General features: G+C 42.1%; 15 protein-coding genes and 2 tRNA genes. 9 read left to right on the forward strand and 8 right to left on the reverse strand.

Translation table 11 applies throughout. The features are described from left to right. Nucleotides 1–9 precede the first annotated feature (9 nt). The 3 genes from ICN38_RS03845 to ICN38_RS03850 all read left to right on the forward strand — a co-directional run bounded on the left by ICN38_RS03845 (nucleotide 10) and on the right by ICN38_RS03850 (nucleotide 2,654). A complete protein-coding gene (locus ICN38_RS03845; RefSeq protein WP_216255427.1) occupies nucleotides 10–726 on the forward strand; it encodes an MgtC/SapB family protein in 717 nt (238 codons plus the stop codon). A gap of 53 nt (nucleotides 727–779) precedes the next feature. Next, nucleotides 780–992, forward strand: coding sequence for a GDCCVxC domain-containing (seleno)protein (locus ICN38_RS11580; protein ID WP_370624360.1), 213 nt, complete (start codon nucleotides 780–782; stop codon nucleotides 990–992). A gap of 180 nt (nucleotides 993–1,172) precedes the next feature. After that, nucleotides 1,173–2,654 carry a Ppx/GppA phosphatase family protein gene (locus tag ICN38_RS03850; RefSeq protein WP_216256241.1) on the forward strand — a complete coding sequence of 494 codons (1,482 nt, stop codon included), beginning with the start codon at nucleotides 1,173–1,175 and terminating at the stop codon, nucleotides 2,652–2,654. A 3-nt stretch (nucleotides 2,655–2,657) separates the two neighbouring features. Here the strand turns inward: ICN38_RS03850 and ICN38_RS03855 are convergent, their stop codons facing one another. From ICN38_RS03855 to ICN38_RS03870, 4 genes are read right to left on the reverse strand one after another with little or no spacing between them, the layout of a single operon-like run. Beyond that, nucleotides 2,658–3,584, reverse strand: coding sequence for a GNAT family N-acetyltransferase (locus ICN38_RS03855; protein WP_255562702.1), 927 nt, complete (start codon nucleotides 3,582–3,584; stop codon nucleotides 2,658–2,660). A gap of 43 nt (nucleotides 3,585–3,627) precedes the next feature. Beyond that, nucleotides 3,628–4,032 (reverse strand): diacylglycerol kinase, encoded by a 405-nt coding sequence (locus tag ICN38_RS03860; protein WP_216255429.1) that lies wholly within the window; start codon nucleotides 4,030–4,032, stop codon nucleotides 3,628–3,630. Nucleotides 4,033–4,041: 9 nt separating this feature from the next. Further along, entirely contained in the window at nucleotides 4,042–5,070 is a 1,029-nt protein-coding gene (locus tag ICN38_RS03865; protein ID WP_216255431.1) for a glycosyltransferase family 1 protein, read from the reverse strand. Further along, nucleotides 5,067–5,876, reverse strand: coding sequence for a UDP-2,3-diacylglucosamine diphosphatase (locus ICN38_RS03870; protein ID WP_370624361.1), 810 nt, complete (start codon nucleotides 5,874–5,876; stop codon nucleotides 5,067–5,069). The genes ICN38_RS03865 and ICN38_RS03870 overlap by 4 nt, the downstream gene beginning before the upstream one ends. Before the next feature lie 182 nt (nucleotides 5,877–6,058). Here ICN38_RS03870 and ICN38_RS03875 point away from each other — a divergent pair, with 182 nt between their 5' ends. Both ICN38_RS03875 and ppk2 read left to right on the forward strand, forming a co-directional pair. After that, a complete protein-coding gene (locus tag ICN38_RS03875) occupies nucleotides 6,059–6,754 on the forward strand; it encodes a 1-acyl-sn-glycerol-3-phosphate acyltransferase (protein WP_255562703.1) in 696 nt (231 codons plus the stop codon). A gap of 67 nt (nucleotides 6,755–6,821) precedes the next feature. After that, nucleotides 6,822–7,727: a polyphosphate kinase 2 gene (ppk2, locus tag ICN38_RS03880; protein WP_216255434.1), complete on the forward strand. Its 906-nt coding sequence runs from the start codon at nucleotides 6,822–6,824 to the stop codon at nucleotides 7,725–7,727. On the opposite strand, the gene ICN38_RS03885 is transcribed toward ppk2, so the two are convergent. Next, complete coding sequence (locus ICN38_RS03885) at nucleotides 7,728–9,803, reverse strand: TonB-dependent receptor (protein ID WP_216255436.1); 2,076 nt, start codon at nucleotides 9,801–9,803, stop codon at nucleotides 7,728–7,730. Between the two features lie 100 nt (nucleotides 9,804–9,903). Beyond that, on the reverse strand, nucleotides 9,904–10,266 hold the full coding sequence (locus tag ICN38_RS03890; RefSeq protein ID WP_216255438.1) for a hypothetical protein: 363 nt from the start codon (nucleotides 10,264–10,266) through the stop codon (nucleotides 9,904–9,906). 60 nt (nucleotides 10,267–10,326) lie between these two features. Between ICN38_RS03890 and ICN38_RS03895 the strand changes: the two genes are divergently transcribed. The 3 genes from ICN38_RS03895 (at nucleotide 10,327) to ICN38_RS03905 (ending at nucleotide 11,285) form a co-directional block, all read left to right on the forward strand. After that, a tRNA-Pro gene (locus tag ICN38_RS03895) sits at nucleotides 10,327–10,403 on the forward strand. Nucleotides 10,404–10,449: 46 nt separating this feature from the next. Then, nucleotides 10,450–10,526: transfer RNA gene (locus ICN38_RS03900), tRNA-Arg, on the forward strand. Between the two features lie 168 nt (nucleotides 10,527–10,694). After that, nucleotides 10,695–11,285 (forward strand): hypothetical protein, encoded by a 591-nt coding sequence (locus ICN38_RS03905; RefSeq protein WP_255562704.1) that lies wholly within the window; start codon nucleotides 10,695–10,697, stop codon nucleotides 11,283–11,285. Nucleotides 11,286–11,537: 252 nt separating this feature from the next. Here the strand turns inward: ICN38_RS03905 and ICN38_RS03910 are convergent, their stop codons facing one another. Continuing rightward, entirely contained in the window at nucleotides 11,538–11,687 is a 150-nt protein-coding gene (locus ICN38_RS03910; protein WP_216255440.1) for a hypothetical protein, read from the reverse strand. A gap of 187 nt (nucleotides 11,688–11,874) precedes the next feature. Between ICN38_RS03910 and ICN38_RS03915 the strand changes: the two genes are divergently transcribed. Next, on the forward strand, nucleotides 11,875–12,243 hold the full coding sequence (locus ICN38_RS03915; RefSeq protein ID WP_216255442.1) for a phosphate-starvation-inducible protein PsiE: 369 nt from the start codon (nucleotides 11,875–11,877) through the stop codon (nucleotides 12,241–12,243). Between the two features lie 173 nt (nucleotides 12,244–12,416). Here ICN38_RS03915 and ICN38_RS03920 read toward each other — a convergent pair whose 3' ends face one another. After that, complete coding sequence (locus tag ICN38_RS03920) at nucleotides 12,417–13,826, reverse strand: SpoIIE family protein phosphatase (protein WP_216255444.1); 1,410 nt, start codon at nucleotides 13,824–13,826, stop codon at nucleotides 12,417–12,419. Between the last annotated feature and the right edge of the window lie 31 nt (nucleotides 13,827–13,857).

Consider the following 13,857-nt stretch of genomic DNA (forward strand, 5'->3'; position numbering starts at 1 on the left):
TATTCATCATTGGAAGCATTTCAAAATATTAATCTTGTATCTCTGGCAGATACCACGCTGAGCTTATCGGCAGCTTTTTTATTTGGCGGATTAATAGGTCTTGAGCGGCAGTACCGCCAGAGGACTGCTGGTCTACGAACGAATATATTGGTTGCTGTTGGTGCTGCAATATTTGTGGATGCCGCAAATCGCCTAACTGGTCATGATGGTGCCGTCCATATTATGGCGTATGTGGTTTCTGGAATCGGTTTTCTGGGTGCTGGTGTCATCATGCGTGAAGAGGGTAATGTTCGCGGAATTAATACTGCAGCTACTCTTTGGGCTTCTGGAGCTGTTGGAGCATGCGCTGGAGCTGACCTGATTTTAGAGGCGGGTCTAGCTACCATCTTTATTCTTGCCGCCAATACGCTTTTAAGACCAATAGTGAGTGTGATTAATCGACAGCCTTTAGATACTCAGTCAGTAGAAGTTACCAACTCGGTCTTTATCATTACCCCGAAACATTCGCAAAAAATTGCTCTTAAACAATTCATCGGAATTCTAGAGGCTGCTGGATATCAAACGCAGGATATTGAAGTTCGTCAGTTTGGTGCAGATGAGGTGGAGATCCAGGCTGTATTGACAGCGTCTGCTGTTAATGGCGATGAAATGGATCAATTGATTGCTCAAATTGCCGATAAGGAATATATAACGCAAGCATTTTGGACGCCCAGTACAACGGATTAAGCGTCTTGGTGTACTGACATATTTCTGCAACATTTACGGTTCAATATAACGCGGTGAACATTACCCCATTGATACAGCATTCCACTATCACTTGCCCTCAATGTCATGCTGCAGAAATTCTAGAAGTTCCCAAGGGATCCTCTCAGCATCTATATCGTTGCAGGGCCTGTAGTGCTATTTTAAAACCTAAGTCTGGTGATTGCTGCATATTCTGCAGTTTTGGAGATATCGATTGCTCCAGTGCCGAACAAAATTTAGCTGCTTAATCAATACCCTAGTAGACTACGCATGAATTTCATCAATATGTCATGTATTTTTCATAAAATCGACACAATTGAATAGCGTTATCCAACTTAGGGAGTATTTTGTTAGCTTATCCTGCCGATCCAGTCTCTAATCCTGCAGATTTAGTTGCTGCAGTTGATTTGGGCTCGAATAGTTTTCGTATGCTGGTGGCCCAAGCTGTTAATACACCCTCTGGGACGCAACTTCGACCCATTGACACCCTTCGTGAATCTGTGCGTTTAGCAGCAGGTCTTACTGAAAATAAGCTTCTAGGTAACGATGCATATCAACGTGGTTTGATAGCTATTCGTCGCTTTGGAGAGCGCATTCGTGGTTTTGATCCTGCAAACGTTCGTGCTGTAGCTACTAATACGCTTAGAGTTGCTAAAAACTCACAACAATTTATAGAAGATGCACAAACAGCCCTAGGATTTCCTATTGAGGTGATTGCTGGAGTTGAAGAAGCGCGTTTGATTTATATCGGTGCAGCCCATGAAGTCCCAGCCGTACAAGGCAATCGCTTGGTAGTGGATATTGGTGGTGGTTCAACAGAATTTATTATTGGTAAAGGTTATGAGCCAAAGCTCATGGAAAGTTTATATATTGGCTGTGTATCCCATAGCATGCGCTTCTTTCCAAAGGGCAATATTGACGGCCATGCATTTAAAGAGGCAGAGCTGGCAGCTCGCCGTGAAATCCAAGTTATATCAGGTGCTTACCTCAAGAGCGGCTGGAAGCAGGTTATAGGCTCTTCAGGAACCGCTAGAGCCTTGGCTGAGCTCATCTCTCAGAATGATTTTAATGGCCATAGCGATGGATTAAGCATGGGGCGAGTTAATGGCGGTAGTGGCCTCATTACGAGAGATGGACTGAGAGCTCTAAAGAAACAACTTCTGAAATATGAACACGTTAGTCAGGTTGAACTTCTTGGTCTTAAAGATGATCGAAGATCAGTATGGCCCGGAGGTTTAGCGATCATGCTTGCCGTATTCGATGAGTTAGCTATTGAATCTATGGAAGTTACTGATGCAGCCTTACGTGTCGGAGTTCTATACGACTTATTGGGTCGTTCTCAACACAGTGACATGCGCTATGTCACTGTAGAGCAGTTTATGCAACGTTATGCGGCAGATCGAGAGCAGGCAGCCCGTGTAGGTAAGTTGGCGGCTGATTTTTTAGATCAACTACCAAAACCAGATGTTGAGAATCGTTCTGACAATATCGCCCTATTACAGTGGGCTGCCAATTTACATGAGATCGGACTTTCGATTTCACACAATGGCTATCACAAGCATTCAGCCTACATAGCAGGGAATGCCGATATGCCTGGTTTCTCCAAAAATGATCAGGCTAGGTTAGCGGCCTTATTAATAGGTCATGCTGGTAAGCTCGGTAAGTTAGCCAGTAATGCTAGTTTTAATGATTGGCGAATGCTGTTTTGCTTACGTCTTGCTCAGGTCTTGTGTCGTGGACGTAATGATAATGATCTACCAAAAGTCAAAGTTTCGGAACATGGTGGATCCTATCTCGTTAGTCTATCTAAAGAGTGGGCTGATGAGCACCCACTGACAGAATTTAGCTTACAAAAAGAAGCAGCCGAATGGATAAGAGTAGGCCGTTCTTATGAAGTAAGTCTTAAATAGTTTTTACAGACCCAAGAAATGCTTTGCATATCTAGGATTAATCTCCGATAGACGTAGCATGGTCAATAAATCCGCAGTATTGAAATCTGGATCCCAGGCTGGAGAGCTGCAAATTTTTGCGCCAAGCTTGAGGTATCCCTTAATCAAAGGAGGAGCATCTACCTCTAAGCCGCCATTTAACTTATCTAAGGGCAGCGGTAGACGGGGAAATGCATGGAACTCTGTTGGGGCCATTTGATCGTCGCTAAGGGAGTTATAGAGACTGGCAGCAAAATGACCACCATCAGCCATCGGAATACTCGCACAACCTAGCATGATCTCGTAACCATTTTTTTGCATATACTGGGCTAAGCCACTCCACAAAGCCATGATGACGGCTCCAGAACGATAATCCTTATGAACGCAAGATCTACCCAATTCTACCAATTTAGGTCTCAAATGGTCTAAGCGAGACAGATCAAATTCAGAATCTGAATAGAGGCGACCAATTTCTTGAGCCTTATGTGGTGGTAATACGCGATACGTTCCAACCACCTTCAAAGTATCTTGATCTCTAATTAATAAATGATCGCAGTAAGCATCAAATTCATCAACATCTAATCCCTCTAGATTTTGAGAAAGATTTGCACCCATTTCCTCTGCAAATACCTTGTAACGTAATCGTTGCGCCTCTTTGATTTCATTTGAATTAGAGGCCCAGCTAATTTGAAATGCCGCTTTTTTAGCTCTGGTTAATGGTTTTGCAATAGAAACAGACTCAGCTTCAGTCAATTGCATGCGTGCCTTGGTAGCAAACTTTTTTCCAAATAATTTTTTGGCAAATTTTTTGGAAAGCTTTTTTAACGCCTGAGTTTTTGAGGTTTTTGCTTTGCCATCTTTCTTAGAAGAGAAGATATCAAATGCGCCGATCGGGTTTGGAATATCAGACATAGTTTACCTATATATTGTTATTGCTTATCCTAAGCAAAGTTTATTAGAGTTTTAAGACAAGGGGAATACATACTGCAGCCCAAACCAGGATTGCAATAAATAGCGCTATCATCACTGCAGCCGAGCCAAAATCTTTCGCTCGCTTTGATAAATCATGATGCTCAAAGGAGATGCGATCAATAGCTGCCTCTACGCTTGAATTCAGGAGTTCAACAACTAAAACCATCATTAAGGAGGAGATCAATAAAGCCTTCTCTAGATAGTTAATGGGCAAAACAATTGCTAATGGCGTTAACAGAGCAAATAACGTTAATTCTTGTCTAAACGCACTTTCTTCCATAAATGCATATACCAAGCCGCACCAAGAATTCTTGGCAGCATGCCATGCACGCGTAAATCCTTTATTGCCCTTGTGCGGATTTTGATTAATGTGGTATTTGATGTTCAAAAAAGTTCTCTAGGCTAGGGCGGTCAAATGTACTTCTGTAGTTTCCACCGGCTTAAGGTGATCTACAAACTGTTCAGAAGCGGCTCTCCAAGAAAACTTTTCGGCATGGGCTCTAGCAACTTCGCGAGGAATCTTTAAAGCTTGCAGGCAAGCTTCACGTAAATCTTCATTCATGACGCCTGCAGGAGAGTCTCCTAAAACATCAATCGGACCAGTCACTGGATAGGCTGCAACTGGTGTGCCGCAGGCCATAGCCTCAAGCAGTACTAAGCCAAAAGTATCTGTTTTACTAGGGAATACAAAGACATCAGCTGCTGCATACACTTTAGCTAACTCATGCTGCTGCAATACGCCAAGATAGTTAATTTCAGGATATTTTTCTTTGATAGCGGCCATAGCAGGGCCATCACCGACAACCCATTTAGATCCTGGTAGATCAATCTCTAAAAAGGCATTAATGTTTTTCTCGATTGCAACTCTTCCGACATAGAGAAAAATTGGATGAGCAGTATTTAAGGTTTTGGATTCTTGCACCTTAAAGATTTCTAGGTCTACACCTCTGGACCAGAGAACCACATTAGTAAGGCCATATTTTTCTAAATCTTCTTTCACTACAATGGTTGGCGCCATCACAGCCATCGATGGACCATGAAACCAGCGTATGAATGCATAAGTAATGGACAATGGAATTCCAGTACGCGCTTTGACGTATTCTGGGAATCGAGTGTGATAGGCGGTAGAGAATGGCAGCTTGTTTCTAACCGCATATGAGCGCGCAGATAATCCTAATGGTCCTTCCGTTGCAATATGCATGGCATCAGGAGCAAATTCTTTAATCCTGCGAGCCACTTCTTTGCCCGGAAATAGAGAAAGGGCAATATCGGGATAAGTTGGGCATGGAATGGATTTGAACCCATTTGGCGTAATCATCTCAACTTCATGTCCCATTCCAATCAATTCGGCACGCGTTTGCTTTAAAGTTCTCACAACGCCATTGACTTGCGGGTCCCATGCATCAGTAATGATCATAATTTTCATAACGCAGCCTCTTTAATAAGTGAATCTATAGCAGGTTGAAAAGTAATTTCGGGTGTTTCGACCGGCTCACCTTTGATATAGGGCCAATGGATTATCTTTAGCTCGCCGGCATGGGTCTCGACTAAAGCAGTTAAGCTCTCAACCCAGTCGCCATCGTTGCAATAGAGTAGGCCATCAATTTCACGAATTTCTGCTTTATGGATATGACCACAGACAACGCCATCGCAACCTCTGAGGCGGGCTTCTCTAGCCATGATGTGCTCAAAATCGGCAATATAGCTCACCGCATTTTTCACTTGATGTTTCAGGTATTGAGAAAGTGACCAGTATTGCAAGCCCATCTTGACGCGCAACATGTTGAAATAACGATTGATATACAGAATAAATGAATATAGGGTGTCGCCGACATAAGCCAACCACTTGGCATACTGCATTACGCCATCAAATAAGTCGCCATGCGTTACCCAAAGCTTCTTGCCATCGGCAGTTACATGGATAACCTCTTCCACAACCTTTACATCACCGAAGGAAAGTCCAAAGAATTGTCTGGCACTCTCATCATGATTCCCAGGAACATAGATTACTTCAGTGCCTTTACGAGCTTTACGAAGTAGCTTTTGCACGACATCGTTGTGGGCTTGAGGCCAATAAAATGATTTTTTGAGTCTCCAACCATCAATGATGTCGCCTACAAGATAAAATTTATCGGCTTCATTGTGTTTTAAGAAATCGAGGAGGTAGTTTGCCTGACACCCTGTTGTTCCTAGGTGTACGTCTGAAATCCAGATAGCTCGGTAATGCATCATGAGTAGACATTTAAACCTTGCACTGTGTAATCATCATGACACTTTTAAGTCAGTTTTATGACGGGTTATTAATTTAATGATTTATATTGTCAACTACTATGCATAAGAAACAACTGACTCAGTCAGATGAGGAGCCATTCTTTAGGAGATTTTTTCTATGGTTATTAGTCTGGGCTCACGTAATGAGGGGAGTTATCACACTCTTCATATTATTTCCTGCGAGCAAACCACCCGCTAAAGATGCACTTATTAAGAGCTGGTCAAAGCATTTACTAGCCTTATTTGGCATTCATTTGAAAATTAACAACCCATCCATTGTTCCCAATACCCCATATCTTCTTGCATCTAATCATATTTCTTGGATGGATATTCATGTTATTAATTCCTTTAAGCCCATCCGTTTTGTTGCCAAGTCAGAAGTTGAGCGCTGGCCTATTTTTGGGTGGATGGCTAAACAATTAGGGACGGTATTTATTGAGCGCGGTAATTCAAGGCACGCAATTCAAGTGGTTGGCAATATGGTAAGCGCTCTAGGCACGGAATCTATTTGCATATTTCCAGAGGGTACATCGACTGATGGTAATTCGGTTCGCCCCTTTAAAGCCAACCTATTTGAATCAGCTGTTATTAGTCAAGTCCCGGTATATTCGCTTGCTATTGAATATTTTGATAGGAAGTCAGGATTACGCACTGATGTGACGGCATTTATTGGGGAAATGGGTCTTTTGGAGTCTATGTCAACCATATTGAAGCATCGAAATTTACGTGTTGAGCTGACCTTTTTCCCTCCATCGGCTGCAAGCCCCGGATTTTCGAATGATCGTAAGTGGCTTGCCTTGCATAGTCATGAGCAAATATCTTCCTACCTAGCCCTATAAATATGCATTTGTAACGAAAATGACATATCCTTAGTTTAAAAATAAACGATATTTCAGCGGATAGAATATGACCTCAAAGCATAAAGAAATGGCAGAGTGGTATCGGCGTGCTCAAGAAGAGATTCTTGACAGCATGGACGAAGAGCTTGAGATGGAGCTTGATGACGATCGCCTTTCTCAAGATGGGGATGGCGAATCCGATGTACCTCGTAGTGTTTATTTCAAAGAATTATTTCGCTTACAAGGCGAATTAGTAAAACTACAAGATTGGGTAGTTGCCAATAAGGTCAAGGTTGCAGTCTTATTTGAGGGGCGTGATTCAGCAGGTAAGGGCGGCGCTATTAAGCGAATCACCCAACGTCTAAATCCTCGTGTATGTAAGGTAGTTGCACTTCCAGCACCAAACGAGCGTGAAAAAACGCAATGGTATTTTCAGCGCTATATATCTCAACTACCTGCGGGCGGTGAAATAGTCCTCTTTGATCGTAGTTGGTACAACCGAGCTGGTGTTGAAAAGGTTATGGGATTTTGTACCGACCAAGAATATGAAGAATTTCTTAGAACAGTGCCTGATCTCGAGCGAATGATGATTAGTTCAGGAATCATATTGATTAAGTATTGGTTCTCTATTTCAGATGATGAGCAGTACAACCGCTTTATGATGCGTATTCATGATCCGCTTAAGCAATGGAAACTTAGCCCAATGGATCTGGAAGCCCGTCGTTTATGGGAAGCCTATACCAAGGCTAAAGAGACGATGCTTGAGCGTACGCACATTCCTGAAGCGCCATGGTGGGTCGTGGCTGCTAATGACAAGAAAAAAGCGCGCTTAAATTGCATCACCCATCTTCTTAATCAAATTCCATACAATGAAATAGATCACCCGGTCATTACATTACCAGAACGTGTTCACAATCCAGATTACTTGCGTGGACCAGTGCCACCCCACATGTACGTTCCCGAGATTTTTTAGTTAAAACGTACCTCGTAAGCCCATCATAAAACTTCTTCCAGGCTGTGGTGCAAATAGCCTGACGGCCATAGGTGTTGTGGCATAGCGAATCTGTTGATTTAAAAGATTCTTCATATTTAAATAAATAGTCCAATTAATATCCTTGACTCTCTCTGTATATGAAAGGCCAGCATTGACTAAGTTATAGCTTGGTGCGGGTCCGACTTCCCAGCTCGCTAAACGATTTTGTTGATAGCTATAAATATAGCTAGCATTTGCAAGCCAACCGTTTTTCTGATGGGCAATCTCAGCACCCAGTCTAGGGGCAGGTTGAAGAGGTAAATTACCTCCAGCGTCAAATGAGCCTTGCGAGGCGTCGCCAAAGATCCGTCCCGCTAGTCCCGATTGATTCCAGTTATAAGATAACTCTCCTTCGATACCCTTGATTGTAGCGGCTGCTTGTTGAGCTGTTACAACAGAAAAATTTGCCGAAGTTGGTATGTATAGGCCAGTGTAATAACCATAGATGTAATTATTAAATCGGTTGGCATAGGCGCTTGCTTTTCCACGCATCAAACCACTGGTCTTTTGAATATTGATCTCAAGGTTATGTGAGGTTTCTTTATTGAGGGTTGGATTTCCAATATCAAAAGTCGCTGTAGATTCATGCGCTCCATAGGAGTAGAGTTCTTGTGCAGTTGGCGCTCTTTGAGATACGGTATAAGCAACTCCAATACCGTGTCCTTGCATGAAATTCCACAAGCCGCCTGCAGAATATGACATCAAATTAAATTGTCGGTTTTGCAGGGTAATCAGCGGAGTTGATCCGCCGTTATCCGTAGTTTGTTGTTCGAGAGTCGTACCAGTATTAGGGTTTTGAAATACGCTGTTATAGCGCAATCCTAAATTACCTTGCAATGGTCCCCATTTGCCTTCCTCAATCCAAAATAGAGCATTTGAATTCGTTTTGGTAGGAGGAACAATGGCATAGCTTCCGGTTCCAACTTCAGTTGCATTAAGGGAAGCAGTAGTTACTTGCGCTCCAAATATACCCTTCCAGCCCAATACGGGATTGTGGGCCAGCTCCAGTCGCGCTTCATTCGCAATATTTTTCCAGACAGATGCAGCTTCACCTGTATTAGCAAACTCTGTATGGTTGTAATTTGAATTGGCAGCGCTAAATTTAAATGATGAAAATCCTTCAAATGGATCGCGCGTTTGATGTTGTAAATCGTAACGATTTTGTGATTGGTTAATAAAGCCACCATCAGGTGTTGGTATTCCATAATTATTATTAAGTCGCTCTACTGATACTCCTGTATATCCGGTGCTACCAATATACGAAATGCCTGCGCCGAGATTATTTTGGTTACTCCAAGAGTTTGGAAGCTTGCCGGAATAGGGGACGCTTTGAGGTGCCCCTGGATTGATGGACCACTCCTGATTAGGGCCATTTTGGTTGGCGTACCCAGGTATTTGATAGTTGTTGGCGTTGTTTATGGCCGTATCAACATGAATGGCTAGGGATCCAAATGCGCTATCAACCTCTACGGCGCCAGCGCGGCCATTATTGACTGTTTCATAGCTAGTATTGATTGCACCCGTGGGTCTATCTGGTAGGTTAGTTAAAATTCGGTCATTGACAACATTGACTAAGCCTCCGCTAGAGCCAGAACCATAAAGTAAGGCTGCAGCACCTCGCAAAATTTCAACTTGATGGGCATTTTGCATATTATTACCAACGGCATGATCCTGTGAAATATTCGACACATCACCTACGGATAAACCATTTTGCAAAATTTGAACACGTGCCCCTTCTAAACCACGAATCACCGGTCTAGATGAACCAGCACCATATCCAGTAGCAGAAACTCCTAGCTCGTTCGCTAAGGTTGCTCCTAAAGTACTTCCTAATTTATTCAATAGCTCATCGCCTTGCAGGATCTTGTTTGGCGTAAGAATGCTTTGCATCGATTCTTGCGAGCCCGTGGCCGTAATTTCAAGTTGAGGCCCTGATGATTGCGCTAATACACTAGTGCCATAAAGCCCTGATATCACTATATAAATAAATTGATGCTTTGCAAGCAGTTGTTGCATACCTTGCATTTTGGATCTTCCGTTCTTTAAAGCAGTCTAGCTTTATCGGCTAGATGATGCTAATTCATGAGTTAAGTCAAATGACTTAACGCCTTAGTAATTAAAGAATGAAAGCAGGAGGCGCTCTAGATTGATAGAGGACTAGATATTGAGGGTTCTGTAGCGAATGATCGTATTCAAAATAAGATTCGATGAATTGGTTTTGAGCAATAACAATACTAATATCGGGACTAATAAATGTGGCGAGACTTAATGCATCAAATAAATGACAGCTTGCAGATCCGTGTTGAAGAAGGGGATCGAGTTCACTAGAACCAAGCTCAACAATTTGATTACTTTGCGCATGAGAAATGCTGTGATTAAGACCAACCCAGTGGGTACCCAACAAGCAAAAAACAAGTAATCCCAGAGCAATTACGCTCTGTACTCGTTTGTTAAATTTGCTGGATAAGTAGGTAACCATGGGCTAAATCTTACAGGATTTGCCTCTTATAACCCTGTCGGTGTAGAATATGTATTCCGTCGGAGTGTAGCGCAGCCTGGTAGCGCACCTGCTTTGGGAGCAGGGGGTCCAAGGTTCGAATCCTTGTACTCCGACCACTTTTCCTATTTAGTTTTAGATAGTAGCTTCAATTCCAGCATTTATCTGCCCATAGCTCAGCTGGATAGAGCAACGCCCTTCTAAGGCGTAGGTCGCACGTTCGAATCGTGCTGGGCAGGCCAAAAACCCAACTGTATGGTGGTCAGTTGACCAAGCAAATCCTTCTTGTGTAGCACCCTCTAATATCGCTAACTAAGTCACAAAAGTGCCTTAATTAGTTGCTAAATTAAAAGTCATCGTATTTTAGTCGGCACACATAAATACATAATCCCCCTTTGCCAGGAGCTATCTTGAAAAAAACCTCACTTGTCTTATTGTTCAGCGCACTCAGTTTGATTGCTGTCTCCCCTGTCTATGCTCAAGCACCTGCAAAAATGTTGCCATTAGTAGCTGAAGTTGAAGTAGTAACAGCATTTGTAATGGACGTAGATTTGCAAAATCGCACTATCGAGTTAAAAGATTCTAGCGGTAATCTCGCCCAGATGAAGGTCTCCAAACAGGTAAATGATTTGGATAAAATAAAGAAGGGTGATGTATTTGTAGTTGAGAGTGCAACCGCAATTGCTGTTGGTCTAGTTGCAGCCCCCAAGGGACAAAAGCCCGGTGTATCCGGCGTACGTTCTGTAACGATTTCTGCTAAGGGTTCCGCCAAACCATTTGAAGAAGTTACTGACACCGTTTTTGCAACTATAAAAATCGACTCCATAGATTCAAAAAAACGTATTGTGACCTTTACATGGCCAAGCGGTGAGAAGCAAAGAGTTAAAGTGGATAAAAGTGTTCTTGGTCTTGAGAAGTTCAAGGCTGGTGATGATGTAATGATTGAGTTTGTAGACGATACAATCATGACTTTTGCTACCCCAGCCAAGGCCAAGAAATAATTAGTAATTTCAAGCTTAGGAAGGCCACTTTTTGAAGTGGCCTTTTTTATTTGGAGACAGGTATTTGAAGTGATAGGCTTTAGAGTTGGGTAATTTCAACAAAGAAGCCTAAGGCGTATTTCGCACGCTTGGATCGTACTGCTTAGGCTAAATACCAGGTTAGCCGATGAGATGACTTTAAGGACCCCAATACCATGATGATCACTTGACCAAGCATGTACATCACATGGAACGCCGCGGTAAAGTGTAGGACTATTTATCTTGAGCTAAGTCTTGCGCATTGTTCTTAGCGTCTTTTTCTCGCTCCTTTCGGAGATCACGTAATTGCCACCATGCAAATAGCAAGACTCCCCCAAAGATCAGCACTACCTCAATCAGGATAATAGGACCGAAGTTATCCATATATTTGCCTTTTAGCGAATAAGCCAATCATGATGTGACCTAAAAACATAGTTGTCTCCAGGGGGAATAAATATCCCATTTAAATTAAGGGCTAATTTAAATGGTGTATCAGCTAATATAGCAATACATCTATATAAGGTTTAAGGTAGTACGATCAAATTTCTAATATTTTTGAAAAGGTCAACGTATGAACGTTAAAAATATCATTGGCTTTATTGAAAAGTTATTCCTAGTCATTATTGCAATTTTTACGATTGCAGCAATGGGTCAAGAAATATTTTCTCTGATTGATAGAAGTCGCGTTGAATTACAGGACCTTTTGCTGATGTTTATTTATGCAGAGGTACTTGGGATGCTTGCAGCCTTTTATTCCAGTCATCGCATCCCAATAACAATCCCTTTGTTTATTGCAATGACTGCATTGAGTCGACTAATTATTCTGCAGGGAAAGGATGGAAATCCTTCAATCTTGCTCTATGAGAGCGGGGCTATCATCATGATCGCAGGAGCTTGCTGGATTATTAGTCGGGTCAATATAGATAAAAATAACGAATAGTAGCAAATCACGAATACGAGTCATTATCGTATTCATGATTTGTTGCTTACCCAAAAGTGCTTAGGCATTGTTGCTAACATGCAATTAAGGATTTCTAAATTAGATCTTTTGGGGTGTTGTTGCCCATTTGTGAGGTTTTCAAATAATATTGATTGCTAATCAAACCTCAGTGCTTAGTGGTATTGAAGCGCCAATACTGTTATGTCATCTGACTGTTGGTTCGAGCTCACATGTAGATCGATGTCTTGCAGCAAACTAGCGACGATGAGTTTGCTATTTTTTCTATCGATTGCCGATAGCAAGTTCTTAACCCGATCTAAAGAATACAATTGCCCCATTTGATCCTCTGCCTCAGTCACCCCATCCGTATACAGCACAAGAGTATCCCCAGGTTTAAGTTTTGCATTGCCAATACTGTAGGTATTGGCTGCGTGGATACCTAAAATCATATTTCTAGGTCCTGAAAGGGCGGTGAATTCTTGATTTTTTCCAGCTATTAGAGGGCTATCATGGCCTGCATTGATAAATTGCAGCTCGCCCGTATGAATATTCATAATTCCAATGAACATTGTTACAAACATATTGCTATCGTTGTTAAAGCATAGGGATTTATTTACGTCCAGCAAAGACTCAACCAAGTTCGTAGACTTTGTAACATTGGATCGCAGAAGCGTCATGATTTTCATCATGAAAAGGGCTGCAGGAACACCCTTTCCGGAGACATCTCCAATAGCAAAAGCAATGTGGTCTTCATCAATTGAAAACGCATCAAAAAAATCGCCGCCCATCTCTTTTGCGGGCTTTGTTAATCCATAAGCCTTGATCCTACTATGACCTGGATATAAATTGTCGCTAGGTGGAATCATATTCATCTGAATAGTTGCTGCAATAGATACTTCTTGTTTTAAGCTTTCATGTATCTGTTGCTCTATTTGCCTTAGACGAGTCAATTCAGCTTCTGCATTTTTAGACTCAGTAGCATCACGTGCAACCCCTAAAAACATTAAATGACCATCAATGACCATGCTGCTGATGCTCAGATCCATTGGGAAAATATCGCCATTGACTCGTTTGCCAAGTACTTCCTTTTTGGTGCCACTTAAAATTGGAGAGGTTTTACTACTGGCGTAGTCTTGAATTTTATTCTCATACTCAATGGCATCCTCGTGATCGAGTAATGTGGTGAAATTTTTACCAATAGCTTTTGCAGTTTTTAGCTTGAAGGTATATTCTGCGGCTGGGTTAAATCTTGTGATTAAACCTTCTTTATTCATGATGATGACCGCATCATGCATATTGTCAATCACGTCTGCGGCTTGGTTGTGTGCTTGCTGAATTTCAACATTTAACTTATTGGTTCTCGCTCTAATGAAATGGGCCGTGATTGTTGCGAAGGTTGCCGTCACAAAGATCGTAATCGTATGCGATTCCCAGGGTGTGAGCCGCCCCTTGAAAATGGTCTCTTTTGCAAGCTCATATAGCGTCATGAGAGCGGCAACCAAAAAATAGGTTGCCAGGAGCTGCCTAATCGAAAAGTTGGACTTTAATTGCTGCCTATCAGCTTGAGAGGTACTTGGATTCATCTAAATAAGCTACAAAAAAGCATTGATTTTC

This window comes from Polynucleobacter sp. AP-Melu-500A-A1, from assembly GCF_018882125.1.
GTDB lineage: Bacteria > Pseudomonadota > Gammaproteobacteria > Burkholderiales > Burkholderiaceae > Polynucleobacter.

What these genes read in the sequence shown, in the direction of transcription:
- ICN38_RS03870 (WP_370624361.1), bottom strand. Translation starts at nt 5,876, where the DNA reads ATGATGCATTACCGAGCTATCTGGATTTCAGACGTACACCTAGGAACA.
- ppk2 (WP_216255434.1), top strand. Translation starts at nt 6,822, where the DNA reads ATGACCTCAAAGCATAAAGAAATGGCAGAGTGGTATCGGCGTGCTCAA.
- ICN38_RS03915 (WP_216255442.1), top strand. Translation starts at nt 11,875, where the DNA reads ATGAACGTTAAAAATATCATTGGCTTTATTGAAAAGTTATTCCTAGTC.
- ICN38_RS03875 (WP_255562703.1), top strand. Translation starts at nt 6,059, where the DNA reads ATGAGGGGAGTTATCACACTCTTCATATTATTTCCTGCGAGCAAACCA.
- ICN38_RS03855 (WP_255562702.1), bottom strand. Translation starts at nt 3,584, where the DNA reads ATGTCTGATATTCCAAACCCGATCGGCGCATTTGATATCTTCTCTTCT.
- ICN38_RS03910 (WP_216255440.1), bottom strand. Translation starts at nt 11,687, where the DNA reads ATGGATAACTTCGGTCCTATTATCCTGATTGAGGTAGTGCTGATCTTT.
- ICN38_RS03850 (WP_216256241.1), top strand. Translation starts at nt 1,173, where the DNA reads ATGCTGGTGGCCCAAGCTGTTAATACACCCTCTGGGACGCAACTTCGA.
- ICN38_RS03920 (WP_216255444.1), bottom strand. Translation starts at nt 13,826, where the DNA reads ATGAATCCAAGTACCTCTCAAGCTGATAGGCAGCAATTAAAGTCCAAC.
- ICN38_RS03890 (WP_216255438.1), bottom strand. Translation starts at nt 10,266, where the DNA reads ATGGTTACCTACTTATCCAGCAAATTTAACAAACGAGTACAGAGCGTA.
- ICN38_RS03865 (WP_216255431.1), bottom strand. Translation starts at nt 5,070, where the DNA reads ATGAAAATTATGATCATTACTGATGCATGGGACCCGCAAGTCAATGGC.
- ICN38_RS03885 (WP_216255436.1), bottom strand. Translation starts at nt 9,803, where the DNA reads ATGCAACAACTGCTTGCAAAGCATCAATTTATTTATATAGTGATATCA.